Source organism: Streptomyces sp. KM273126 (assembly GCF_004337435.2).
Classification (GTDB): Bacteria; Actinomycetota; Actinomycetes; order Streptomycetales; family Streptomycetaceae; genus Streptomyces; species Streptomyces acidicola.
Map to the genome: position 1 here is coordinate 3,864,679 of NZ_SJXB02000001.1, position 23,426 is coordinate 3,888,104.

22 protein-coding genes and 3 pseudogenes are annotated in these 23,426 nt (G+C 69.6%); 20 read left to right on the top strand and 5 right to left on the bottom strand.

Features of this window, described 5'->3' with window-relative positions; translation table 11 throughout:
- Positions 1–11 precede the first annotated feature (11 nt).
- From E0500_RS16720 to E0500_RS16785, 14 genes are all read left to right on the top strand, one after another.
- A complete protein-coding gene (locus tag E0500_RS16720) occupies positions 12–659 on the top strand; it encodes an L-threonylcarbamoyladenylate synthase (protein ID WP_131559019.1) in 648 nt (215 codons plus the stop codon).
- The gene (locus E0500_RS16725; RefSeq protein WP_131559021.1) at positions 656–1,339 is read left to right on the top strand and encodes a protein-tyrosine-phosphatase; all 684 of its coding nucleotides are present in this window, start codon (positions 656–658) and stop codon (positions 1,337–1,339) included. Before E0500_RS16720 ends, E0500_RS16725 begins: the two co-directional genes overlap by 4 nt.
- Before the next feature lie 134 nt (positions 1,340–1,473).
- On the top strand, positions 1,474–2,721 hold the full coding sequence (gene glyA, locus E0500_RS16730) for a serine hydroxymethyltransferase (protein ID WP_131559023.1): 1,248 nt from the start codon (positions 1,474–1,476) through the stop codon (positions 2,719–2,721).
- Positions 2,722–2,907: 186 nt separating this feature from the next.
- On the top strand, positions 2,908–4,263 hold the full coding sequence (locus E0500_RS16735) for an MraY family glycosyltransferase (protein ID WP_131559025.1): 1,356 nt from the start codon (positions 2,908–2,910) through the stop codon (positions 4,261–4,263).
- Between the two features lie 298 nt (positions 4,264–4,561).
- Positions 4,562–4,999 carry a hypothetical protein gene (locus tag E0500_RS16740; protein WP_131559026.1) on the top strand — a complete coding sequence of 146 codons (438 nt, stop codon included), beginning with the start codon at positions 4,562–4,564 and terminating at the stop codon, positions 4,997–4,999.
- A 273-nt stretch (positions 5,000–5,272) separates the two neighbouring features.
- The gene (gene atpB / locus E0500_RS16745; RefSeq protein ID WP_131559074.1) at positions 5,273–6,043 is read left to right on the top strand and encodes a F0F1 ATP synthase subunit A; all 771 of its coding nucleotides are present in this window, start codon (positions 5,273–5,275) and stop codon (positions 6,041–6,043) included.
- 70 nt (positions 6,044–6,113) lie between these two features.
- The gene (gene atpE / locus E0500_RS16750) at positions 6,114–6,350 is read left to right on the top strand and encodes an ATP synthase F0 subunit C (RefSeq protein ID WP_131559028.1); all 237 of its coding nucleotides are present in this window, start codon (positions 6,114–6,116) and stop codon (positions 6,348–6,350) included.
- A 30-nt stretch (positions 6,351–6,380) separates the two neighbouring features.
- Positions 6,381–6,938 carry a F0F1 ATP synthase subunit B gene (locus tag E0500_RS16755; protein ID WP_131559030.1) on the top strand — a complete coding sequence of 186 codons (558 nt, stop codon included), beginning with the start codon at positions 6,381–6,383 and terminating at the stop codon, positions 6,936–6,938.
- Entirely contained in the window at positions 6,935–7,750 is an 816-nt protein-coding gene (locus tag E0500_RS16760) for a F0F1 ATP synthase subunit delta (RefSeq protein ID WP_131559032.1), read from the top strand. Before E0500_RS16755 ends, E0500_RS16760 begins: the two co-directional genes overlap by 4 nt.
- A gap of 132 nt (positions 7,751–7,882) precedes the next feature.
- Positions 7,883–9,472 (top strand): F0F1 ATP synthase subunit alpha, encoded by a 1,590-nt coding sequence (gene atpA / locus E0500_RS16765; protein ID WP_131559033.1) that lies wholly within the window; start codon positions 7,883–7,885, stop codon positions 9,470–9,472.
- A 20-nt stretch (positions 9,473–9,492) separates the two neighbouring features.
- Entirely contained in the window at positions 9,493–10,410 is a 918-nt protein-coding gene (locus E0500_RS16770) for a F0F1 ATP synthase subunit gamma (protein ID WP_131559035.1), read from the top strand.
- Complete coding sequence (gene atpD / locus E0500_RS16775; RefSeq protein WP_131559037.1) at positions 10,410–11,846, top strand: F0F1 ATP synthase subunit beta; 1,437 nt, start codon at positions 10,410–10,412, stop codon at positions 11,844–11,846. Before E0500_RS16770 ends, atpD begins: the two co-directional genes overlap by 1 nt.
- 142 nt (positions 11,847–11,988) lie before the next feature.
- On the top strand, positions 11,989–12,363 hold the full coding sequence (locus E0500_RS16780) for a F0F1 ATP synthase subunit epsilon (protein ID WP_131559039.1): 375 nt from the start codon (positions 11,989–11,991) through the stop codon (positions 12,361–12,363).
- Positions 12,364–12,497: 134 nt separating this feature from the next.
- Positions 12,498–12,953, top strand: a complete 456-nt coding sequence (locus E0500_RS16785) for a DUF2550 domain-containing protein (protein ID WP_131559041.1) — start codon at positions 12,498–12,500, stop codon at positions 12,951–12,953.
- Positions 12,954–13,034: 81 nt separating this feature from the next.
- Here the strand turns inward: E0500_RS16785 and E0500_RS16790 are convergent, their stop codons facing one another.
- From E0500_RS16790 to E0500_RS16800, 3 genes are all read right to left on the bottom strand, one after another.
- A complete protein-coding gene (locus tag E0500_RS16790) occupies positions 13,035–14,861 on the bottom strand; it encodes a glycoside hydrolase family 18 chitinase (protein ID WP_131559043.1) in 1,827 nt (608 codons plus the stop codon).
- Between the two features lie 234 nt (positions 14,862–15,095).
- Positions 15,096–15,737, bottom strand: a complete 642-nt coding sequence (locus E0500_RS16795; RefSeq protein ID WP_131559044.1) for a response regulator transcription factor — start codon at positions 15,735–15,737, stop codon at positions 15,096–15,098.
- A complete protein-coding gene (locus E0500_RS16800; protein WP_131559046.1) occupies positions 15,734–16,918 on the bottom strand; it encodes a sensor histidine kinase in 1,185 nt (394 codons plus the stop codon). The genes E0500_RS16795 and E0500_RS16800 overlap by 4 nt, the downstream gene beginning before the upstream one ends.
- A gap of 152 nt (positions 16,919–17,070) precedes the next feature.
- Here E0500_RS16800 and E0500_RS16805 point away from each other — a divergent pair, with 152 nt between their 5' ends.
- Together E0500_RS16805 and E0500_RS16810 are read left to right on the top strand one after the other, a co-directional pair.
- Positions 17,071–17,661: a hypothetical protein gene (locus E0500_RS16805; protein WP_131559048.1), complete on the top strand. Its 591-nt coding sequence runs from the start codon at positions 17,071–17,073 to the stop codon at positions 17,659–17,661.
- Positions 17,658–17,855 (top strand): DUF5708 family protein, encoded by a 198-nt coding sequence (locus E0500_RS16810; RefSeq protein ID WP_131559050.1) that lies wholly within the window; start codon positions 17,658–17,660, stop codon positions 17,853–17,855. Before E0500_RS16805 ends, E0500_RS16810 begins: the two co-directional genes overlap by 4 nt.
- Positions 17,856–17,859: 4 nt before the next feature.
- Here E0500_RS16810 and E0500_RS16815 read toward each other — a convergent pair whose 3' ends face one another.
- Both E0500_RS16815 and E0500_RS45420 read right to left on the bottom strand, forming a co-directional pair.
- Positions 17,860–18,432, bottom strand: coding sequence for a cob(I)yrinic acid a,c-diamide adenosyltransferase (locus E0500_RS16815; protein WP_131559052.1), 573 nt, complete (start codon positions 18,430–18,432; stop codon positions 17,860–17,862).
- A 9-nt stretch (positions 18,433–18,441) separates the two neighbouring features.
- Positions 18,442–18,659 (bottom strand): annotated as a pseudogene (locus E0500_RS45420) (ABC transporter permease); the annotation flags it as partial.
- 19 nt (positions 18,660–18,678) lie between these two features.
- Between E0500_RS45420 and E0500_RS16820 the strand changes: the two are divergent.
- The 4 genes and pseudogenes from E0500_RS16820 to E0500_RS16835 all read left to right on the top strand — a co-directional run.
- A pseudogene (locus E0500_RS16820) lies at positions 18,679–18,786 on the top strand (TetR/AcrR family transcriptional regulator); the annotation flags it as partial.
- Between the two features lie 231 nt (positions 18,787–19,017).
- Positions 19,018–19,866, top strand: coding sequence for a 3-hydroxyacyl-CoA dehydrogenase family protein (locus tag E0500_RS16825; RefSeq protein ID WP_131559054.1), 849 nt, complete (start codon positions 19,018–19,020; stop codon positions 19,864–19,866).
- A 158-nt stretch (positions 19,867–20,024) separates the two neighbouring features.
- The gene (locus E0500_RS16830) at positions 20,025–20,348 is read left to right on the top strand and encodes an STAS domain-containing protein (protein ID WP_131559056.1); all 324 of its coding nucleotides are present in this window, start codon (positions 20,025–20,027) and stop codon (positions 20,346–20,348) included.
- Between the two features lie 345 nt (positions 20,349–20,693).
- Positions 20,694–23,313 (top strand): annotated as a pseudogene (locus E0500_RS16835) (tetratricopeptide repeat protein).
- Positions 23,314–23,426: the final 113 nt, after the last annotated feature.

The window sequence follows — 23,426 nt, forward strand, 5'->3', positions numbered from 1 at the left end:
AGGCTCGCTAGATGGCACGGCGATACGACACCAACGATGCGACCGACCGCGCGACGGGTCTGCGCGAGGCCGCCTCCGCAGTCCGCCGTGGCGAGCTGGTGGTCCTCCCCACCGACACCGTGTACGGCGTGGGCGCCGACGCGTTCTCCTCGGAGGCCGTGGCCGATCTGCTGGAGGCCAAGGGGCGCGGCCGCAACATGCCCACCCCCGTCCTCATCGGCTCCCCGAACACGCTGCACGGCCTCGTCACGGACTTCTCCGAGATGGCCTGGGAGCTCGTCGACGCCTTCTGGCCGGGCGCGCTCACGCTGGTCGCCAAGCACCAGCCGTCGCTCCAGTGGGACCTCGGGGACACCCGTGGCACGGTCGCCGTACGCATGCCACTGCACCCGGTCGCGATCGAGCTGCTGACGGAGGTCGGCCCCATGGCGGTGTCCTCGGCGAACCTGACCGGGCATCCGGCACCGGAGGACTGTGACGCCGCGCAGGAGATGCTCGGCGACTCCATCTCCGTCTACCTGGACGGCGGCCCGACCCCGGGCAACGTGCCGTCCTCGATCGTCGACGTCACGGGCAAGGTGCCGGTGCTGCTGCGTGCGGGCGCACTGTCGGCGGACGAACTGCGCAAGGTCGTACCCGACCTTGAGGTGGCGAATTGACGGCGGCCCCTGACGCGGGGCGTGGCATATGGAACGGGGAACGTGCGGCGGAGATCACGACGACATTTGTCGGGCTTCCGCGTGACCGCTTCCGCATCCTCCACGTCAGCACCGGCAACGTGTGCCGCTCGCCGATCACCGAGCGGCTGACCCGCCATTACGTGAGCCAGCGGCTCGGCGTCCTGGGCGGCGCGCTGATCGTCGAGAGCGCCGGCACCTGGGGCCACGAGGGCGCTCCCATGGAGGCCAACGCCGAGGCGGTCCTCGCGGACTTCGGTGCGGACGCCACCGGCTTCGTGGGCCGCGAGCTCCTGGACGAGCACGTCATCCGCGCCGACCTGGTCCTCACCGCGACCCGGGACCACCGCGCCCAGGTCATCTCCATGGGCCACTCGGCGGGCCTGCGTACCTTCACCCTGAAGGAGTTCACCCGCCTCGTCCGCGCGATAGACCCCGCCACGCTGCCCCCGCTGGAGGACGGCCTGGTCGCGCGTGCGCGGGCGCTGGTGCGGGCCGGTGCGGCTCTACGCGGGTGGCTGCTCGCGCCGACGGCGGAGGCGGACGAGGTGTACGACCCGTACGGGGCGCCGTTGCCGTTCTTCCAGTCGGTGGGGGACGAGATACACCAGGCGCTCGATCCGGTGGTGACGGCGCTGACGGGGGTCCCCGCGCGGGCCTGAGGCCGCCGTCCGCGGGTGTATCTGGTTGGACGTGGCACCGGGCGCCCCAGGGCTCACAGCTCTACATTGGTTCTCAGCGGCCCTGTCGAAGGCCGGTGCCGTACCCAGTGGAGCGCTGACGCCCGGAGTCCACCATGTCGGTCACACCCACGCTCGAAGCGGACGTCCTGCGCCGTCAGGACCCGGAACTCGCCGAGATCCTGCTCGGCGAACTGACCCGGCAGTCGACGACGCTGCAACTCATCGCCGCCGAGAACTTCACCTCGCCGGCCGTGCTCGCGGCCCTCGGGTCGCCGCTCGCCAACAAGTACGCGGAGGGCTATCCGGGGGCGCGCTATCACGGCGGGTGCGAGATCGTCGACGTGGCCGAGCGGATCGCCGTCGAGCGCGCGAAGGCACTGTTCGGTGCCGAGCACGCCAATGTGCAGTCGCACTCGGGATCGTCGGCCGTCCTCGCCGCGTACGCGGCGCTGCTGCGGCCCGGGGACACCGTTCTCGCCATGGGGCTGCCCTTCGGGGGGCATCTGACGCACGGGTCCCCTGCCAACTTCTCCGGGCGCTGGTTCGACTTCGTCGGGTACGGCGTCGAGGCCGAGTCGGGGCTCATCGACCACGACCAGGTGCGCACCCTGGCCCGTACCCACCGCCCCAAGGCCATCGTGTGCGGGTCCATCTCCTATCCGCGCCACATGGACTACGCCTTCTTCCGCGAGGTCGCCGACGAGACCGGCGCGTATCTCATCGCCGACGCCGCCCACCCCATGGGACTCGTCGCCGGGGGAGCGGCTCCCTCCCCGGTGCCGTACGCCGACATTGTCTGCGCCACCACGCACAAGGTGCTGCGCGGCCCGCGCGGCGGCATGATCCTTTGCGGCAGCGATCTCGCGGAGCGCGTCGACCGGGCGGTCTTCCCGTTCACGCAGGGCGGCGCTCAGATGCACACCATCGCCGCCAAGGCCGTCGCGTTCGGTGAGGCGGCGACGCCGGGTTTCGCGGCGTACGCCCATCAGGTCGTCGCCAACGCCAGGGTGCTCGCCCAGGGGCTGGCCGACGCGGGGCTCGTCGTCACCACCGGCGGCACCGACACCCACATGGTGATCGCCGATCCCGCGCCGCTCGGCATCGACGGGCGCACCGCACGGGGGCGGCTGGCCGCGGCCGGTATGGTCCTCGACACGTGTGCTCTGCCCCACGGCGACGCCCGTGGTCTGCGGCTCGGCACGGCGGCACTGACCACGCAGGGCATGGGCGAGGCGGAGATGGCCCGGATCGCCGTTCTGTTCGCGGCGGTGCTGCGCGAGGACCGCGAGGGCACCGCCGGCAGGCAGGCGCGTGAAGAAGTGCGGGAGCTGACCGGGAGATTTCCGCCGTACCCCGAGTGAGAATGCGCACGAGAGGGGCCGGTATGTCCTGAAAGGTCCCCCTCGTATACCGGCCGAGGTGGGGTAGGCGCACCACCGTGGACAGCCACACGTGCAACCATCGTCGCTACCCGGAAGTCCCCAACCATATGCATGCGTCGCTAGGGTGTGGGGCTGACATGGCCAGCGAGACCTGTGGGGAAGCCTGTGCGTGAATACCTGCTGACACTCTGCATCACGGCCGCGGTGACGTACCTGCTGACAGGGCCGGTACGGAAGTTCGCGATCGTGGCGGGTGCCATGCCGGAGATCCGCGCGCGCGACGTCCACCGAGAACCCACGCCCCGGCTCGGCGGTATCGCCATGTTCTTCGGGCTGTGCGCGGGCCTGCTGGTCGCCGACCACCTGACCAACCTCAGCGAGGTCTTCTCCAACTCGAACGAACCGCGCGCCCTGCTCTCCGGTGCCGCGCTGATCTGGCTCATCGGCGTCCTGGACGACAAGTTCGAGATCGACGCGCTGATCAAACTGGGTGGCCAGATGATCGCCGCTGGCGTCATGGTCATGCAGGGTCTGACGATCCTGTGGCTGCCCATCCCCGGCGTCGGCAACGTCGCGCTGACCCAGTGGCAGAGCACTCTGCTCACGGTCGCCCTCGTCGTCATCACGATCAACGCCGTGAACTTCGTGGACGGCCTCGACGGGCTCGCCGCGGGCATGGTGTGCATCGCGTCCGCGGCGTTCTTCATGTACGCGTACCGCATCTGGTACAGCTACGGCATCGAGGCCGCCGCCCCGGCCACCCTCTTCGCGGCCATCCTCATGGGCATGTGTCTGGGCTTCCTCCCGCACAACATGCATCCCGCGCGGATCTTCATGGGCGACTCCGGCTCCATGCTCATCGGGCTCGTCCTGGCCGCGGGTGCCATCTCCGTCACCGGGCAGATCGACCCCGACGCCATGAACCTGTTCTCGGGTTCGGAGCGCGAGACGGTCCACCAGACGGTCCCCGTCTACATCCCGCTGCTGCTGCCCCTGACGATCATCGCGATCCCCGCCGCCGACCTGGTGCTGGCGATCGTGCGGCGCACCTGGCGCGGCCAGTCCCCGTTCGCCGCCGACCGCGGCCACCTGCACCACCGCCTCCTGGAGATCGGCCACTCGCACAGCCGGGCCGTGCTGATCATGTACTTCTGGTCCGCGCTGATCGCCTTCGGCGCGCTGGCGTACTCGGTGAACTCGGCCTCGATGTGGATCGTCCTCGGCGTGGTCGCGCTCAGCTTCGTCGGGCTGGTGCTGCTCCTGCTGCCCCGCTTCACGCCGCGCGCCCCGCGCTGGGCCGAGGCCTTCGTGCCTCCGCGGTACCGCCGCCGGCGCCCTGAGGAGGCCGCGGCGGTGGCACCGGCCGCGTCGAGTGCCGCGTACGGCGCGGCCGCGGACTCCGCGGAGGCGGCCGACCAGCGCACTCCGGTGGCCGTGGGCGTCTCCGGCGTCAACGGTGCCACCGCACTCGGCGCTCGTTCGCGCCTGCTGGACCGAGGTAAGGCTCAAACCTCGCGCTGACGCGAAGGTAAGAATCTGACTAACTCTTGACTCAGCGCCCTGGGCGCAAAGCGCCCTAATACCAGACAAGTGGGCGCGGTTTTTGCACAGACGCGCAGCTTCACTCTCATGTGTGACAGCTGGCCCACCCACCAGGTAAAGACCTCATCAAATAGTTTGTGATACGGTTCACGAGAACCGGGGACACAGCCGCGGGGCCGCAGTGCGACGGTCCCAGGCGGGGGATTCTCCCTCTCGCCCCGGGACTACGCTCGTCCATGACGACACCTGCCCCCCTTTACTGAGCGGAGTTGCCGCCATGCCGTCCAATGACGTCCGGATCCTGCTGCAGGCCGCCGTACCCACGGCTGCCGCGGGCGCGATCGCTGCCGTCGTCAGCGGTGTGGTCGTCGGCGGCAAGGGCGCGATCGGGGCCGTCGTGGCGGCGGTGCTCACGATGCTCTTCATGGGAATCGGGCTCTACGTTCTGCAGCGCACTGCCAAATCGCTTCCGCAGCTGTTCCAGATGATGGGTCTGATGCTCTACGCGGCCCAGATCCTGCTGCTGTTCATTTTCCTGTCGGTGTTCAAGAACACCACGCTGTTCCATCCCAGGGCCTTCGCGTTCACGCTCATCGGCACCACCCTCGTGTGGATCGCCGCCCAGACGCGGGCTCATATGAAGGCCAAGATCCTCTACGTCGAACCCGATTCCTCCGCGGGCAGCAAGCCCGAAAAATCGGGGCACTCGTCGTGAGAGGTAGGGCCGGTATAAGTGTGTGTGCGAAGTCCTGCTATCGTCCGGTGCCAACTGCGGCATCGCGGGCGCGGGCATCTGAGCTGACGCCTGCTCAATCGCGAGGCTTGATGCCCCCCAGCCGCCCCCACATCCGTAACACCAGTCCGGTGCCGATCCGCGGCTGCGCGCCGCGCCGACACAACGAGGTTGCCGTACCCATGCGTCACGTCGAAGGAGTCCGCGGTGAGTGCTGACCAGACCCAGCTCGCCTTTGACTGGAGCTGCCGGGTCATGTCCGACAACGGCTGCGGCTTCCCGGCTCCGGGCCTGCACTCGTTCCTCTTCAAGCCGATCGCCACAGTCGGTGGCTTCGAGTTCAACAAGGTGATGCTGCTCGCGCTCATCACGACCCTCCTGGTGGTCACCTTCTTCACCCTCGCCTTCGGCAAGGCGAAGGTGGTGCCGGGCAAGCTCCAGATGATCGGCGAGGCCGGCTACGACTTCGTACGCCGCGGCATCGTCTACGAGACCCTCGGCAAGAAGGAGGGCGAGAAGTTCGTCCCCCTGATGGTCTCGCTGTTCTTCTTCATCTGGATCATGAACATCTGGTCCGTGATCCCGCTGGCCCAGTTCCCGGTGTCCTCGATCATCGCGTACCCGTTTGTGCTGGCCGGCATCGTGTACGTGGTGTGGGTCACGGTGACCTTCAAGCGGCACGGTTTCGTCGGCTTCTTCAAGAACGTCACCGGCTACGACAAGGAACTCGGCGGGGTTCTCCCGCTCGTGATGTTCATCGAGTTCTTCTCGAACCTGCTGGTCCGCCCCTTCACGCACGCGGTCCGGCTCTTCGCGAACATGTTCGCCGGTCACCTGATGCTGGTGATGTTCACGGTCGCCTCCTGGTACCTGCTGAACAGCTGGCTGATCCCGGCCGCCGGTGTCTCCTTCATCATGACCATGGTCATGATCGTCTTCGAGCTTTTCGTGCAGGCCGTCCAGGCGTACGTCTTCGTGCTCCTCGCCTGCTCGTACATTCAGGGCGCTCTCGCCGAGCACCACTGAGCACCCCACCCACCCCCTGATCGTCCGGTGGCCAACTCCCACCGGTCCGTAAAGAGAAGGAAGATTCAGCATGGCTGCCACTGAGACCCTCGCCGCCGTCTCCGGCTCGCTCGGCTCCATCGGCTACGGCCTCGCCGCCATCGGCCCCGGCGTCGGCGTCGGCATCATCTTCGGTAACGGCACCCAGGCCCTGGCCCGCCAGCCCGAGGCCGCCGGTCTGATCCGCGCCAACCAGATCCTGGGCTTCGCGTTCTGTGAGGCGCTCGCCCTCATCGGCATCGTCATGCCGTTCGTCTACGGACAGTGATGAGCGAACCTTTCAACGGAAGGCACTGATGTGATCGCCAACCTGGTACAGCTGGCGGCCGAGGAGAAGCAGAACCCGCTTGTCCCGCCGGGCCCCGAGCTGCTCGTGGGCACCATCGCCTTCGCCATCGTGTTCTTCTTCTTCTGGAAGAAGCTGCTCCCGAACATCAACAAGGTTCTGGAAGAGCGCCGCGCGGCGATCGAGGGCGGTATCGAAGAGGCCGACGCCATGAAGGTCGAGGCCCAGAGCGTGCTTGAGCAGTACAAGGCTCAGCTCGCCGAGGCCCGGCACGAGGCCGCGCGTCTGCGCCAGGAGGCGCAGGAGCAGGGCGCCACGCTCATCGCCGAGATGCGCGCGGAAGGCCAGCGGCAGCGTGAGGAGATCATCGCCGCCGGCCACTCCCAGATCGAGGCCGACCGCAAGGCCGCCGCGTCCGCGCTGCGCCAGGACGTCGGCAAGCTCGCCACCGAACTGGCCGGCAAGCTCGTCGGCGAGTCCCTTGAGGACCACGCCCGGCAGAGCCGTGTGATCGACCGCTTCCTCGACGGGCTGGACGACGCCGCTTCGAAGGCCGAGGCCGCGCGATGAACGGAGCGAGCCGCGAGGCACTGGCAGCCGCACGTGAGCGTCTCGACGCGCTGACGGACTCCACGTCCGTGGACGCGGCGCAGCTCGCCGACGAGCTGGCCGCCGTCACCGCGCTGCTCGACCGCGAGGTCAGCTTGCGTCGGGTCCTCACCGACCCGGCGCAGGCCGCTGACGCCAAGGCCGACCTGTCCGGACGCATCTTCAGCGGTCAGGTCAGCGGCGCCACGTCCGACCTGGTGGCCGGCACCGTGCGCTCCCGCTGGTCGCAGTCGCGTGACCTGGTGGACGCGCTGGAGGAGCTGGCCGACACGGCCGATCTCACCGCGGCCCAGAAGGCGGGCGCGCTCGACGATGTCGAGGACGAGCTGTTCCGGTTCGGCCGGATCGTCTCTTCGAGCACCGAGCTGCGGGCCGCCCTGACCAACCGGTCCGCGAACGCTCAGGCCAAGAGCGAGCTGCTGCGCAGCCTGCTCGGTGGTCGCGCCAACGTGGCGACCGAGCGTCTGGTGACGCGCCTGGTGACCGCTCCGCGTGGACGTAGCCTGGAGGCGGGACTCGAATCCCTGTCCAAGCTCGCCGCCGAGCGCCGGGACCGACTGGTGGCCACCGTCACCTCCGCGGTTCCGCTGAGCGACCCGCAGAAGCAGCGCCTGGGCGCCGCCCTCGCGAAGCTCTACGGCCGCCAGATGCACCTGAACATCGACGTGGACCCCGAGGTCCTCGGCGGAATCCGGGTGCAGGTCGGTGACGAGGTCATCAACGGCTCCATCGCGGACCGGCTGGATGACGCCGGCCGCCGCATGGCGAGCTAGCGGCAACGCGGCAACTCAAGAGCAGTACGTACTTATTACGGCCCTGGTTGGGCCGTGCAGAAGAATCCTGGGGGTCGCCCCCAGACCCCCAAAGTGAAACTTCGGGCCCAACAAGGAGAGCAGGGAACCCAGATGGCGGAGCTCACGATCCGGCCGGAGGAGATCCGGGACGCGCTGGAGAACTTCGTCCAGTCGTACAAGCCGGACGCGGCCTCGCGCGAGGAGGTCGGTACGGTCACCCTTGCCGGCGACGGCATCGCGAAGGTCGAGGGTCTTCCCTCGGCCATGGCCAACGAACTGCTGAAGTTCGAGGACGGCACCCTCGGCCTCGCGCTGAACCTGGAAGAGCGCGAGATCGGCGCCATCGTCCTCGGTGAGTTCAGCGGCATCGAGGAGGGGCAGCCGGTCTCCCGTACCGGCGAGGTGCTGTCCGTCCCGGTCGGCGACGGCTACCTCGGCCGCGTGGTCGACCCCCTCGGCAACGCGATCGACGGCCTCGGCGAGATCGAGACCACCGGCCGTCGCGCCCTTGAGCTGCAGGCCCCCACGGTCATGCAGCGCAAGTCGGTGCACGAGCCGATGGAGACCGGCTACAAGGCCGTCGACGCGATGACCCCGATCGGCCGTGGTCAGCGCCAGCTGATCATCGGTGACCGTCAGACCGGCAAGACCGCCCTGGCCGTCGACACGATCATCAACCAGCGCGACAACTGGCGCTCGGGCGACGTGAACAAGCAGGTCCGCTGCATCTACGTCGCCGTCGGCCAGAAGGGCTCGACCATCGCGTCGGTCCGCCGCGCGCTGGAGGAGAACGGCGCGCTGGAGTACACGACCATCGTCGCCGCCCCGGCGTCCGACCCGGCCGGCTTCAAGTACCTCGCGCCGTACACCGGCTCGGCCATCGGCCAGCAGTGGATGTACGAGGGCAAGCACGTCCTCATCATCTTCGACGACCTCTCGAAGCAGGCCGACGCCTACCGCGCCGTGTCCCTGCTGCTGCGCCGCCCGCCGGGCCGCGAGGCCTACCCCGGTGACGTCTTCTACCTGCACTCCCGGCTGCTGGAGCGCTGCGCGAAGCTCTCCGACGACATGGGCAAGGGCTCGATGACGGGTCTGCCGATCGTCGAGACCAAGGCCAACGACGTCTCGGCGTTCATCCCGACCAACGTCATCTCCATCACCGACGGCCAGTGCTTCCTGGAGTCGGACCTCTTCAACGCCGGTCAGCGTCCCGCGCTGAACGTCGGTATCTCCGTCTCCCGAGTCGGTGGTTCCGCCCAGCACAAGGCGATGAAGCAGGTCTCCGGCCGTCTGCGCGTGGACCTCGCCCAGTTCCGTGAGCTGGAGGCGTTCGCCGCCTTCGGTTCCGACCTGGACGCCGCGTCCAAGGCGCAGCTGGAGCGCGGTCAGCGCATGGTCGAGCTGCTGAAGCAGAACCAGTACGAGCCGATGGCCACCGAGGACCAGGTCGTCTCCGTGTGGGCCGGCACCACCGGCAAGATGGACGAGGTGCCGGTCGCCGACATCCGCCGCTTCGAGAAGGAGCTGCTGGAGTTCCTGCACCGCAAGGAGCAGGGACTCATGACCTCCATCAAGGAGGGCGGCAAGATGTCGGACGACACCCTCACCGCTGTCGGCGACGCGATCGTCGAGTTCAAGAAGCAGTTCGAGACCTCGGACGGCAAGCTGCTCGGCGAGGACGCCCCGGCCGCCGCCAAGTGACGTAAGGAAGGACCTGACTCATGGGAGCCCAGCTCCGGGTCTACAAGCGTCGCATCCGATCCGTCACCGCGACCAAGAAGATCACCAAGGCGATGGAGATGATCGCCGCCTCGCGCGTCGTCAAGGCGCAGCGCAAGGTGGCGGCCTCCACCCCGTACGCGCAGGAACTGACCCGCGCGGTCACGGCGGTCGGCACCGGTTCGAACACCAAGCACCCGCTGACCACCCAGGCCGAGACGGTCACCCGGTCCGCGGTGCTGCTCCTGACGAGCGACCGCGGCCTGGCCGGCGCCTTCAACTCCAACGCCATCAAGGCGGCGGAGAAGCTGACGGCGCGCCTGGAGGCCGAGGGCAAGCAGGTCGACGTGTACATCGTCGGCCGGCGTGGTGTGGCCCACTACAACTTCCGTGAGCGCAAGATCACGGACCAGTGGACCGGCTTCACCGACGAGCCTGCGTACGCGGACGCCAAGAAGGTCGCGGCGCCGCTGATCGAGGCCATCGAGCAGGAGACGGCGGACGGCGGCGTGGACGAACTCCACATCGTCTACACCGAGTTCGTCTCGATGATGACGCAGAACGCGGTCGAGGCCCGACTGCTTCCGCTCAGCCTCGACGAGGTCGCGCAGGAGTCGACCGCCAAGGGCGAGATCCTGCCGCTGTACGACTTCGAGCCGTCGGCGGAGGACGTCCTCGACGCCCTGCTGCCGCGCTACGTCGAGAGCCGGATCTACAACGCGCTGCTGCAGTCGGCCGCTTCCAAGCACGCCGCCACCCGTCGTGCGATGAAGTCGGCCACCGACAACGCGGGCGAGCTGATCAACACGCTCTCCCGCCTTGCCAACGCGGCCCGCCAGGCCGAAATCACCCAGGAAATCAGCGAGATCGTCGGAGGCTCCGCAGCCCTGGCCGACGCGACCGCGGGGAGTGACAAGTAATGACGACCACAGTTGAGACGGCCACGGCTACGGGCCGCGTCGCCCGGGTCATCGGCCCGGTCGTCGACGTGGAGTTCCCCGTCGACGCGATGCCCGACATCTACAACGCCCTGCACGTCGAGGTCAACGACCCGGCGCAGGACGGTGCGAAGAAGACGCTGACCCTGGAGGTCGCCCAGCACCTGGGTGACGGCCTGGTCCGCACGATCTCCATGCAGCCCACCGACGGTCTGGTCCGCCAGGCCCCGGTCGTCGACACCGGTACGGGCATCACCGTCCCGGTCGGCGACTTCACCAAGGGCAAGGTGTTCAACACCCTCGGTGAGGTACTGAACGTCGACGAGACCTACGAGGGCGAGCGCTGGACCATCCACCGCAAGGCCCCGAACTTCGACGAGCTCGAGTCGAAGACCGAGATGTTCGAGACCGGCGTCAAGGTCATCGACCTGCTGACCCCGTACGTCAAGGGCGGCAAGATCGGTCTGTTCGGCGGCGCCGGCGTCGGCAAGACGGTGCTCATCCAGGAGATGATCTACCGCGTCGCCAACAACCACGACGGTGTGTCGGTGTTCGCCGGTGTCGGTGAGCGCACCCGTGAGGGCAACGACCTCATCGACGAGATGAGCGAGTCCGGCGTCATCGACAAGACCGCGCTGGTCTTCGGTCAGATGGACGAGCCGCCGGGCACCCGTCTGCGCGTCGCCCTCGCCGGTCTGACCATGGCGGAGTACTTCCGCGATGTGCAGAAGCAGGACGTGCTGTTCTTCATCGACAACATCTTCCGCTTCACCCAGGCCGGTTCCGAGGTGTCGACCCTGCTCGGCCGTATGCCCTCCGCGGTGGGCTACCAGCCGAACCTGGCCGACGAGATGGGTCTCCTCCAGGAGCGCATCACCTCGACCCGTGGTCACTCGATCACCTCGATGCAGGCGATCTACGTCCCCGCGGACGACCTGACCGACCCGGCCCCGGCCACCACCTTCGCCCACCTCGACGCGACGACGGTGCTGTCCCGTCCGATCTCCGAGAAGGGCATCTACCCGGCCGTGGACCCGCTGGACTCGACGTCCCGCATCCTCGACCCGCGGTACATCGCGGCGGACCACTACAACGCCGCGATGCGCGTGAAGAACGTCCTGCAGAAGTACAAGGACCTGCAGGACATCATCGCGATCCTCGGTATCGACGAGCTCGGCGAGGAGGACAAGCTCGTCGTCCACCGTGCCCGTCGCGTGGAGCGCTTCCTGTCCCAGAACACCCACGTCGCCAAGCAGTTCACCGGCGTCGACGGGTCGGACGTGCCGCTGGACGAGTCGATCACCGCGTTCAACGCGATCATCGACGGTGAGTACGACCACTTCCCGGAGCAGGCGTTCTTCATGTGCGGTGGTATCGAGGACCTGAAGAAGAACGCGAAGGAACTCGGCGTTTCCTGACGCCGGGCTCCGACGAGCAGTACCTCTGTGCGTGAGGGGGACGGACCGTACCTCATGGGGTGCGTCCCGTCCCCCTCCGTACGCCATCTAGAATTGACCCAACACCCGGCAGAACCGCCGGGTGGTGACCCGAGGAGCCACCTTGGCTGCTGAGCTGCACGTCGCGATGGTCGCGGCCGACCGAGAGGTCTGGTCCGGCGAGGCCACCCTGGTCGTCGCGCGCACCACGTCCGGCGACATCGGCGTCATGCCCGGTCACCAGCCGCTGCTCGGTGTGCTGGAGTCGGGCCCGGTGACCATCCGTACGAGTGATGGTGGAACGGTCGTCGCCGCGGTGCACGGCGGTTTCATCTCGTACGCGGACAACAAGTTGTCGCTGCTGGCCGAGATCGCCGAGCTGTCGGACGAGATCGACGTCCAGCACGTGGAGCGGGAGCTCGAGCGTGCGAAGGCGGAGGGCGACACCTCCGCCGAGCGCGCTGCGGACGTCCGACTGCGTGCGGTGGGTGCGCGCTGATCAAGCGCCGCATGTGATGCTGTACCTCAGCCGCGGCTGGGACCGGATTCATCCAATCCGGACCCAGCCGCGGCTGAGGCGAATGTGGGAGTTTTTTCCGTTCCGTTACCTAGGAGACGAGGAGGTCGGTGCCGATGGTCCTCGCTCTGACTGTGTGCGGGCTGGTGGTCGCGATCGTGGTGGTGGGGCTGTTCGTCTTCGGTCTGAGGCGACGGCTGATCCAGCGCTCCGGCGGCACCTTCGACTGCAGCCTGCGGTGGGACGCTCCGGAGAAACCCGAGAAGGGCGAGGAGAACGGCAAGGGCTGGGGCTACGGCATCGCCCGCTACAACGGCGACCGCATCGAGTGGTTCCGTGTCTTCTCGTACTCCCCGCGCCCGCGCCGCACGCTGGAGCGCTCGGCGATCGAGGTGGCCGGGCGCCGCACTCCCGAGGGCGAGGAGGAACTCGCTCTGCTCTCCGACGCCGTGATCCTCGCCTGCCTTCACCGGGGGGCCAGGCTCGAGCTGGCGATGAGCGAGGACGCGCTGACCGGTTTCCTCGCGTGGCTGGAAGCGGCCCCGCCCGGACAACGAGTCAATGTGGCTTGAAAAGCCACAGTGACTCGTTGGGTGGGGGTTCCCCCGGACGAAGTCCGGGGGAGCGTCAACGTTGCGTGATCTCTACGGTCACTACTTCAGGCCATTGTTGATGGCGCTCACCAGCTCTCCGTTGCTGGTGTCTCCGCTGAACTCCCAGAAGAAGGCGCCGCCCAGGCCCTGGTTCTTGGCCCAGGTCATCTTCGTGCCGATGGTGGCGGGGGTGTCGTAGCTCCACCAGTTGCTGCCGCAGTGGGCGTAGGCCGTGCCCGCGATGGTGCCGGTGGCCGGGCAGGAGTTCTTGAGCACCTTGTAGTCCTCGATGCCCGCCTCGTACGTTCCTGTGGCCGCGCCGGTCGCCGTGCCGCCGGGCGCGGACTGGGTGACGCCGGTCCAGCCGCGGCCGTAGAAGCCGATGCCGAGCAGCAGCTTGGCCGCGGGGACGCCCTTCGACTTCAGCTTGGCGATCGCGTCGGCGGAGTTGAAGCCGACGGTCGGGATGCCGGAGTACGAGGTGAGCGGCGAGTGCGGGGCGGTCGGGCCCGTGTTCGCCCAGGCGCCGAAGTAGTCGTACGTCATCACGTTGTACCAGTCGAGGTGCTGTGACGCGCCGCCGTAGTCGGCCGCGTCGATCTTGCCGCCGGAGGAGCCGTCCGCGGTGATCGCGGCGGTGACCAGGGAGTTCGAGCCGAACTCGGTGCGCAGGGCCTGCATGAGGTTCTTGAAGGCGGCGGGACCTGAGGTGTCGCAGGTGAGACCGCAGGCGTTCGGGTACTCCCAGTCGATGTCGATGCCGTCGAAGACGTCGGCCCAGCGCGGGTCCTCGACGACGGCCTTGCAGGACTTGGCGAACGCGGCCGGGTTCTGCGCGGCCTGCCCGAAGCCACCCGAGTAGGTCCAGCCGCCGAACGAGTACAGCACCTTGATGTGCGGGTACTTGGCCTTCAACTGGCGCAGCTGGTTGAAGTTGCCGCGCAGCGGCTGGTCCCAGGTGTCCGCCGTGCCGCTGACGGACTGGTCGGCGGTGTAGGCCTTCTCGTAGGCGGCGAAGGTGTCGTCGACGACGCACTGGCCGTTCTTGACGTTGCCGAACGCGTAGTTGATGTGTGTGATCTTCGAGGCGGAGCCCGAGGTCACCAGGTTCTTGACGTGGTAGTTGCGCCCGTAGACGCCCCACTCGGTGAAGTAGCCGAGGTTGACCTTCGAGCCGGCGCCGGGGCCGGGATCGGTGCCGCCGGTGGTCCGTACGGCGACGGCGCCGCTCACCGGGCCGGTCTGGTCGGCGGTGTCGCGGGCCTGCACGGTGTACGAGTAGTCGGTGCCGGCGGTGAGGCCGGTGTCCGTGTACGAGGTCGTGGTCACGGTCGCGACCTTGGTGCCGCCGCGCAGGACGTCGTAGTTCTTGATGCCGTTGTCGTCGGTGGCGGCCGACCAGGACAGCTTGACCGAGGTGTTGGTGACGTCCGAGGCGGTGGGGGTGCCGGGCGCGGAGGGTCCCGCGTCACCGGGGACGCTGCCGCCGCCGTCACAACTGCCGGTGTTCAGCTTGCAGTTGGCCGGGGAGCCTGAGCCGCTCCCGTTGAAACCGAAGGAGACGGCGGCGCCTGGAGCGAGGGTGCCGTTCCAGGACTTGTTCTTGGCGGTCCAGTGAGTGCCGGAGGAGGTGACATCGGCGTCCCAGGCCGAGGTCACGGACGTACCGGAGGGGAAGTCCCACTCGACGGTCCAGGAGCTGATCGTGGTCGTACCGGTGTTCTTGACGGTCCACTTGCCTTCGAAGCCGGTGCCCCAGTCCTGGGTCTTGGTGTAGCCGGCGGTGGCCTCGCCCGCCGCGTGGGCCGGTGCGGCGAGGCCGACCAGACCCGCGAGGGGGAGCAGCAGGGTGGCGAAGCCGGCCGCAACTCTGTGCCTGAAGCGCATGCGCGCCTCCTTGTCCTGTGGGCGGGGCGCCCGAGCCGGTGCCGGGACCGCGACCGCGTTCGACCCTTCGGGCCTCAGCGCACTCGCGGTCTCGTCACGTCGCGCCCCTTGGGGTGTGGGGTGTGGGGTGTTTCGGGCATGTGCATGACGTGGCGCAGTGCGGTGAGAATAGAAAGGTCTGGACCAGCGGTCAAGAGGTCTGGACCAGTATGCCGCTCGATGTGCCCCTGGGCCCTAAACGCCCAACTCCTGTGCCAGCACGGCCGCTTGCACCCGGCTGCGCAGGTTCAGCTTCCCGAGCAGTCGGCTGACGTGGGTTTTCACGGTGGCTTCCGCCATGCCGAGCCGTACCGCCGCCTCGGCGTTCGACAGCCCTTCCCCGAGGCAGGAGAGGACCTCGCGTTCGCGGCGGGTGAGCGTGTTCAGGACGGACGGATCGGCCGCGGGCTCCCGTACCGGCTTGGCGGCGAACTCGGCGATCAGGCGCCGGGTGACCGCCGGGGCGATCAGCCCCTCACCCCGGCCCACCGCCCGGACCGCCTCCAGCAGGTCCCTCGCCTCCGTGTTCTTGAGCAGGAACCCGGACGCCCCGGCCCGCAGCGCCCCGAACACGTACTCGTCGAGGTCGAAGGTGGTCAGCACGAGCACGTCGGCCAGCCCCTCCGCGACGACCTGCCGGGTCGCGGACACCCCGTCGAGGCGCGGCATCTGCACGTCCATCAGCACCAGATCCGGCCGGAGTTCACGGGCGAGCGCCACCGCACGCTCGCCGTCGGCGGCCTCGCCGACCACCTCGATGTCGGACGCGCTGCGCAGGATGAGCACGAGCCCGGCACGTACGGCGGACTGGTCCTCGGCGACGAGCACGCGGATCATGGGGGGTCTCCTTCGGTCACGGGGAGTGTGGCCCGCACGGCCCAGATCTTGCCGTCGGGGGAGTCCTCGGGGCCGGCCTCGAAGGTGCCGCCCAGCAGAGCGGTCCGCTCCCGCATGCCGACCAGTCCGGCGCCCGATCCGGGGGCGCGGGGGCTGTCGCGGTCGCCGAAGGGGCTGGTGACCGCGACGGTGAGGGAACCGTCCAACCGGGCCAGCGTCACGGTGACCCGGCCGGGGCAGGCGTGTTTGAGGGCGTTGGTCAGGGACTCCTGGACGATGCGGTACGCCGCGAGTTCCACCGGGGCGGGGACCTGGGCGGGGGCGGCGTCGAGCGTGACGTCGAGCCCGTTGACACGGGCGCCCTCGACGAGCGCGCCGAGCCCGTCGAGCGTGGGCGCGGCGGAGGGCTCGGTGTCGCCGCTGGAGTCCCGCAGGATCCCGATCAGCCGCCGCATCTCCGCGAGGCCCGCGACGCTGTTCTCGCGGATGACGCCGAGGGCCTGCCGGGAGGTGTCCGGGTCGTCGAGGGAGAGCGCGGCCGTGGAGTGGATGGCGATCGCGGACAGGTGGTTGGCCACCATGTCGTGCAACTCCCGTGCCATGCGGGCCCGTTCGGAGGCCACGGCCTGGCCGCGGTCCAGTTCGGCGAGCAGCGCGGTCTGCTCGGCGCGCAGCCGGGCGGCCTCGGCGGCGTCACGGTGGTTGCGGACGATCAGGCCGGTGGCAGCGGGACTGAACGACACGATGCCGATGACCACGCCGATCAGCAGGGCCTCAGGGACCCGCCACATCGCGAACGGCATCACGGTGCCGATCACGGCGAGCAGCCCCGTGATCCGCGGGATACGGCGGGCCGAGGCGGGCGGACCGTACAGGACGGCCGCGTACATGAGGTCGGTGAACATCAGGACCGTGACCAGGCTGCCCTGGGTGAGGGCGTCCAGGGTGATCGCGGCCGTGCCGGTCAGCAGCGCCGTACGCGGGGCGGCCCGGCGCAGCACCTCGCAGCCCGCCATGACGACGAGCGGTACCAGGATGGGCCAGGGTCCCGCCCACTGCACGACCGGGTCCTGGGCCGTCCGGATGGCCAGTCCGATCGCCAGCAGCGCGAGTCCGCCGAGCAGACCGGACACCGCGATGTACACGTCGAAGCGGTGCGGGCGGGGGAGTCGTACGGCCATGGCCCCATCCAACACGGCGTACGGACCCGGCGCCTGACCCCGGGGGAGGGTCCCGGGCTGCATCTTTCGATGTACCGCGACTTCCTCATCGCCGACGACGAATGCCGCGCGGCCCGCCGGGAGCCTTGAAGGGAGACAGGAGGGAGCGAACCGTGGTCGTCGCGTTGATCATCGCCTGCGAGGTGGGCTTCTGGGCGCTGCTGGCCCTGGGCCTGGCCGTGCGCTATCTGCTGAAGTGGCGCCGTACGAGCGTGGTGTTGCTGTTGTGCGAGCCCGTGCTGGAGCTGGTCCTGTTCGTCGCGACGGCGATCGACCTGAAGAACGGTGCCGAGCCGAGCTGGGAGCACGGCCTGGCGGCGCTCTACATCGGCTACACGGTGGCGTTCGGCCACTACACGATCCGCTGGCTCGACGGCCACGCGGCCCATCGCCTGGGCGGCGGCCCGCCCCCGCCCAAGCCGCCGCGCTACGGCCGTGCCCGCGCCCGCCACGAGGCGAAGCTGTGGCTGAGGGCGGTGCTCGGGGGCGCGGTGGCGCTGGCGCTCCTCGAACTCGCCGTCTGGTACGTCGGCGACTCCGGCGACGTCAGCTCGCTGCGCGCCTTCCAGGGGGTGGCGGTACGCACGGTCGTCATCTATGGACTGATCGCCCTGTCGTACACGATCTGGCCGAGGAAGGACCCGGGGGGCGGGACCGGCGAGGCGCACCGGCTCACGGCGGAAAAGGAGAGTGCCCGTTCATGACCAGGGCGTCGAAGAACCTGCTGGAGGGGGTCGTCACCGGCGTCGTCGGTTTGGCGCTGTGGCTGTTCACGGAGGACGTGGAGGTTCCGGTCGTCACCTTGACGAAGGTCGGAGTGGTGATGATGTGCGTCGGGGGCGCGCAGGTGGTGATGGGCCTGTACCAGTCGGTGCGCGCGCCTGCCGGGGGCCGTTAGCGCCTCAGCGCTCCCCGCCCGGCACCCACAGCACGTCCCCGACCTCCTTGTTCGCCGTCCTGGCCAGGATGAACAGCAGGTCCGAGAGGCGGTTGAGGTAGGTCGCGGTGAGCGGGTTCATGGTGTCCCCGTGAACCTCCAGCGCCGCCCACGTCGAGCGCTCGGCCCGCCGTACCACCGTGCACGCCTGGTGCAGCAGGGCCGCGCCGGGTGTGCCGCCGGGGAGGATGAAGGAGCGGAGCTTCTCCAGCTCGGCGAGGAAGCGGTCGCAGTCCGCCTCCAGCTTGTCGATGTAGAACTGCTCGACCCGCAGCGGCGGAAACTTCGGGTTCTCGGCGACGGGGGTGGACAGGTCGGCACCGACGTCGAAGAGATCGTTCTGCACGCGGGTCAGGACCTTGACGACCTCCTCGGCCAGGCCGCCCAGCGCGATCGCCGTGCCGATCGCCGCGTTCGCCTCGTTGGCGTCGGCGTAGGCGGCGATGCGCAGGTCGGTCTTGGGCACCCGGCTCATGTCACCGAGGTTCGTGGTGCCCTGGTCGCCGGTCCTCGTGTAGATGCGCGTCAGATTGACCATGTGACCAGCCTAATCAGGCCCGGCCGTCCGGAACACCCGTGTCCCCACCGTCACGGCCGGCGCCGTGAGCCCCAGGGCGACCGGCACCCCGTACAGCATGGACGCCGTCGTGTACGGGCCCACGTACGCGTCCCGCGTCGCAGGAGCACGGACGGCATGGCGACGGCATTGATCGTCGCACCGAACTGCTGGGGTGCGGCGACCACCATCGCCGGCGAGTACCGCAGGCGAGATGGTCACGGCACGGGGCGCAAACCGGACGAAGTGTCCCGCGAGGTGCTCGGGCTTCCGGACGACATGGAGGGCCTGTTGAGCGAGAAGGTGCTCAACTATGCGGTACGGGGCGCGGGGTGACCCTATGGCGTTCGCCGACGCCGTACGGCCCTCGACTGGCCCTGAATTCGGGAGGAATCGGCACTCGGGCCGCCTCGGCGGGACCCGTCGGCCGAATCGTGACAGCCATCTCACCCCCTGAGACAGTGACACGCGTTACTAACCGGTCACACAGCGCCTCACGAGCGCTAGTGTCCGCCCGAGAGGCAAACATAAAAGCGTGTCAGTCAGGGTCAGCAGGGGAGTCGCGCAGTGACACGGAAGCTCGCCGTCATCGGAGCCGGTCTCATGGGGTCCGGTATCGCCCAGGTCTCCGCCCAGGCGGGCTGGGACGTCGTCCTGCGTGACGTCACCGACGAGGCGCTCACCCGTGGCACCGACGGCATCAAGGCGTCGTACGACAAGTTCGTGAGCAAGGGGAAGCTGGACGCCGCGGACGCCGAGGCCGCCCTGGGCCGTATCACCGCGACCACCGACCTGGACGCCGTCGGTGACGCCGACATCGTCGTCGAGGCCGTCTTCGAGAAGCTGGAGGTCAAGCACGAGATCTTCCGCGCGCTCGACAAGCTCGTGCGTGACGGGGCCGTGCTCGCCTCCAACACCTCCGCCATCCCGATCACCAAGATCGCGGCGGTGACCGAGCGCCCCGAACGGGTCGTCGGTGCGCACTTCTTCTCGCCGGTCCCGATGATGCAGCTCTGCGAACTCGTCCGCGGCTACAAGACCAGCGACGAGACCCTCGCCACCGCACGGGAGTTCGCCGAGTCCGTCGGCAAGACGTGCATCGTCGTCAACCGCGACGTGGCCGGTTTTGTCACCACCCGGCTCATCTCGGCCCTCGTCGTCGAGGCCGCGAAGCTGTACGAGTCGGGCGTGGCCACCGCCGAGGACATCGACCTCGCCTGCAAGTTGGGCTTCGGCCACGCGATGGGACCCCTCGCCACGGCCGACCTCACCGGAGTCGACATCCTGCTGCACGCGACCAGCAACATCTACACCGAGTCCCAGGACGAGAAGTTCGCTCCGCCCGAGTTGATGCGCCGGATGGTTGACGCGGGTGACATCGGCCGGAAGAGCGGGCAGGGGTTCTACACACACTGACGTCACGGGAACCGCACGAGCCCCACGGGTATCACCCGTTGGGGTGAATTCGGTATCGGTTCGCTTACAGACGGCAACTTCCGGGGTTCCCGAACCGTCAGAAGTTGCATCAATCAGAAACGACCGGCGTACGAAAGACGCACTCTCGGGGAGCGCATATGTACATCAGGGGCGACCACGCCGAGCTGGTCGTCGGGGGCCGCCTCGACGTACGCAGCGCGGCGGACGCCCGTACGGTCCTGCACTCGGCCATCGACGACGGAGTCGGTGATCTGGTGCTCGACCTGTCAGGGCTGGACTCGTGGGACGCCACGGGACTCGGCGTGATCATGGGGGTCCACCGGCGCGCGGGGCGGTGTGGACGGCGGCTGGTGCTGCGTGAGGTGCCTCCGCAAATGCAACGCCTGCTGGTGGCCACCCGGCTGCACCGGATCCTGGCCATCGAGGGCGGCATCGGAGTGGAGTCGCTGCCCCGCGTGTGACACCGGACCACGACCGGGGCGAATCGGTACGCCACTGAACAGGACGGCTCGGAAGTGAACGGACGTGCGGGAATGCGCGTACGGACTCATGTGTGACCCGGTGGACGGGCAGCACCCGGACGTCCCCGGGGCGAAAGGCGCCACACGCGCAATCCTCACGAGACTGTGACGTCTCGGACAGCACGGGACCCTGGCATTCCGTGGATACTGTGCAAAGGTTTAGGGTTCGGCTGCCCGCCGCCCTGACGACCCCGGAGCGGGCACCGGACCAGAAGCGACAGCGCGGTGCGCGGGAGTCCGGGGACAGGACCCAGGCACACCACGCTTCTTGGGGGGCAAAGACCGATGGACCCGATGAACCGGGGACCCGAAGAGCACCGCCATGACGACGGAGACCGGGCGCCGCGTCCGCGGCCGCCACGCGACTCCCTGACGCCGGATTTCGGCCAGCCTGCTCCGGCGCTCGCCCGCACCGTCCAGCTCGTCTCGGGCGACTGTCTGCTCACCGTCAATCCCATCGACGGCAGCGAGGTGGAGAACTGCCCGCCGCGGGAGCGCCCCGGCCGGCCCGAGAAGCACCCGGCGGCCGAGCGGGCCGAGATCGATCGCGCCGCACGGCCGCCCGTCCCGCCGGGACCCTCCCCCACTCTCGGCTTCTCCCCCACTCTCGACTTCGCTCGAGCGGGGGTCCCCCCACGAGCGGGGACCCCCACCGCCCCGGCCGCCGCTCCTGGAGCGCGACACCGAGCGTGAACGGCTCGTACGGCTCCTCGCACGCGGCCGGTCCGTCCGCCTCACCGGTCACTCCGGTTCGGGCCGCACGGCGCTCCTCGACCTCGTCGCCGAGGACTGCGGGGACCTCGCCCCGGACGGTGTCGTCCGCCTCTCCGGATACCGGCGCACGAGCGGCGAGCTGCTCCACGACCTGTTCACCACCGTCTACAAGGCGCCGCTGCACCGCCCGGACCAGGAGCAACTCCTGGACCTCGTCCGGGAGATCGGCGCGGTCGTCGTCCTCGACGACCTGGAGTTCGGCGGCAGCGCGCTCGACGAGCTGCTCGACGCGACCCCCGAGTGCGCCTTCCTGCTCGCCGTCACTCCCGACGTCCCCGCGCCGTCCGCCGACTCACCCCTCGAAGAGATGTTCCTGGGCGGGCTCGACCGTGCCGGCGGCCTGGAGCTGCTGGAGCGCGCCGTCGGCCGCGTCCTCACCGAGGAGGAGTCGAACTGGGCGGGCGACCTCTGGTTCGAGTCCGAGGGCCTGCCGCTGCGGTTCATGCAGTCCGGTGCGCTGCTGCGGCAGCGGGACCGGCTGCGCGGCGACGCGGACGCCTTCGACGAGTTCGGTGTCTTCCAGGAGGCCCCGGTCGACGCGCCCTTCGACGCCGGGGACGGCCACGACGTACCGCTGCCGTCCCTCGCCGAGGGCGCCGCACCCGCCGCTCTGCTCGCGTCCCGGCTGAGCGAGTCGGCGCGCGCCACGCTGCGGTTCGCGGTCGCGCTCGGCGGCGAGGTGCCGCACCAGGCCCATCTGCCCGCGCTGGTGGGGGACACCCACGCGGACGCCGCCCTCGCCGAACTGGTGGGCTGCGCCCTGGTGACCCCGGTCGGCTCGCGCTACCGGCTCGCGGCCGGGGTGCAGACCCAGCTGGAGGTCGCCGGGTACGCGGACGACGCGGGTGAGCGGGCCGAGACCGCCGCCCAGCACTACGCCTGGTGGGCCGGGCACCCCTCGGTCACGCCCGAGCGGGTCGCGGCAGAGGCGGACGCCGTGCTCGCCGCGCTGACCGCCGTCGTACCGCTCTCCCCGCGGCTCTCGACCTCACCCCCCGGCGAGGACGAGGAGAGCGCCGCCGTACGGCTGGCCCGGCAGGCCGCGCCCGCGTTCGCCGCCGCCTTGCAGTGGGGCGTCTGGGAGCGGGCGCTGCGGTCTGGCGCCGAGGCGGCCCGGCTCACCGGCGAGGTCGGCGATCAGGCCTACTTCCACCATGAGTTGGGCGTCCTCGCGCTCTGCTCCGGGCAGCTCGACCGGGCCCGCGCCGAGCTGGAGGCGTCCATCGGGCTGCGCGGTGCCCTCGCCGACAAGCGCGGCACGGTCGCAGGCCGGCGCGCGCTGGCGCTGGTCGCCGACCGCTCCGGGGCGACCCCGCCCGGGGGGCGTACGGCGGCGGGGGAGGAGGTGCCGGACGCCCGGCACGAGGAGTCGGCGGCGCCTCCTGGCGGCGTGCCCTCCGGCTTCGTCTCCGGGTACGGCGGCCCGCCCCGGACACCCGGCGACACCTCGACACTGGTCACGAACCAGGCGGGAGCCGGTCCCGCCGGCAAGGGCGGCGTCAAGGGCCGCCTGGTCAGCGGTGCCCGGCGCAACCTGGTGGCCGCCGGCGCGGGCGCGCTGCTCGCGGCCGTGCTCGGCACGGTGGTGACCCTGGGGGCGACCTCCGGCAACAGCGACGATCCCCCGGCCGAGCAGGTCGGCGTCAACCCGTCGGCCGGCACCGGCGTCGACGACGGCGAGCTGGGCGCGGACCGCGTGAGGAAGGGTTCGGGCGACGACCCGGGCGCCGTGTCCGAGCCCACGGACCCGGGCCCGGACGGGACCCTCGGCACAGCGGACGACCCGACGCCCACGCGGAGCGGCTCGCCGTCGGACGAACCGAGTGAGACGGGCGGGCCGGACAAGCCGACGAAGTCCCCGTCCAAGTCGCCCACGAAGTCGCCGACCAAGCCGCCGTCGCCCACGCCGTCCGAATCGGAGCCGGAGTCGGAGTCGCCCAGCGGCTCTCCGACGTCACCGGGCCCGACGCCCAGCCAGTCGGAGTCGTCGGACCCCCCGCCGCAGACCAGCACCTCGGCCAGCGGCCCCGCGTCCAGCCGGCCGGCGGAGACCAGCAGCTCCGCGAGCGCCCCGGACAGCAGCGCCCCCGGCTCGCCGGGCGGAACGGAGAGCGACGCGTCGGTGATCTGACGAACGACCGAGGGCCGGGTCCGACAGCGGACCCGGCCCTCGGGGGCTTCTGACGGATCTCCGCGGCGTCGCGACGCCCGGCACGCTCCCCCACTGCCTTGAGGGCGTGGGAG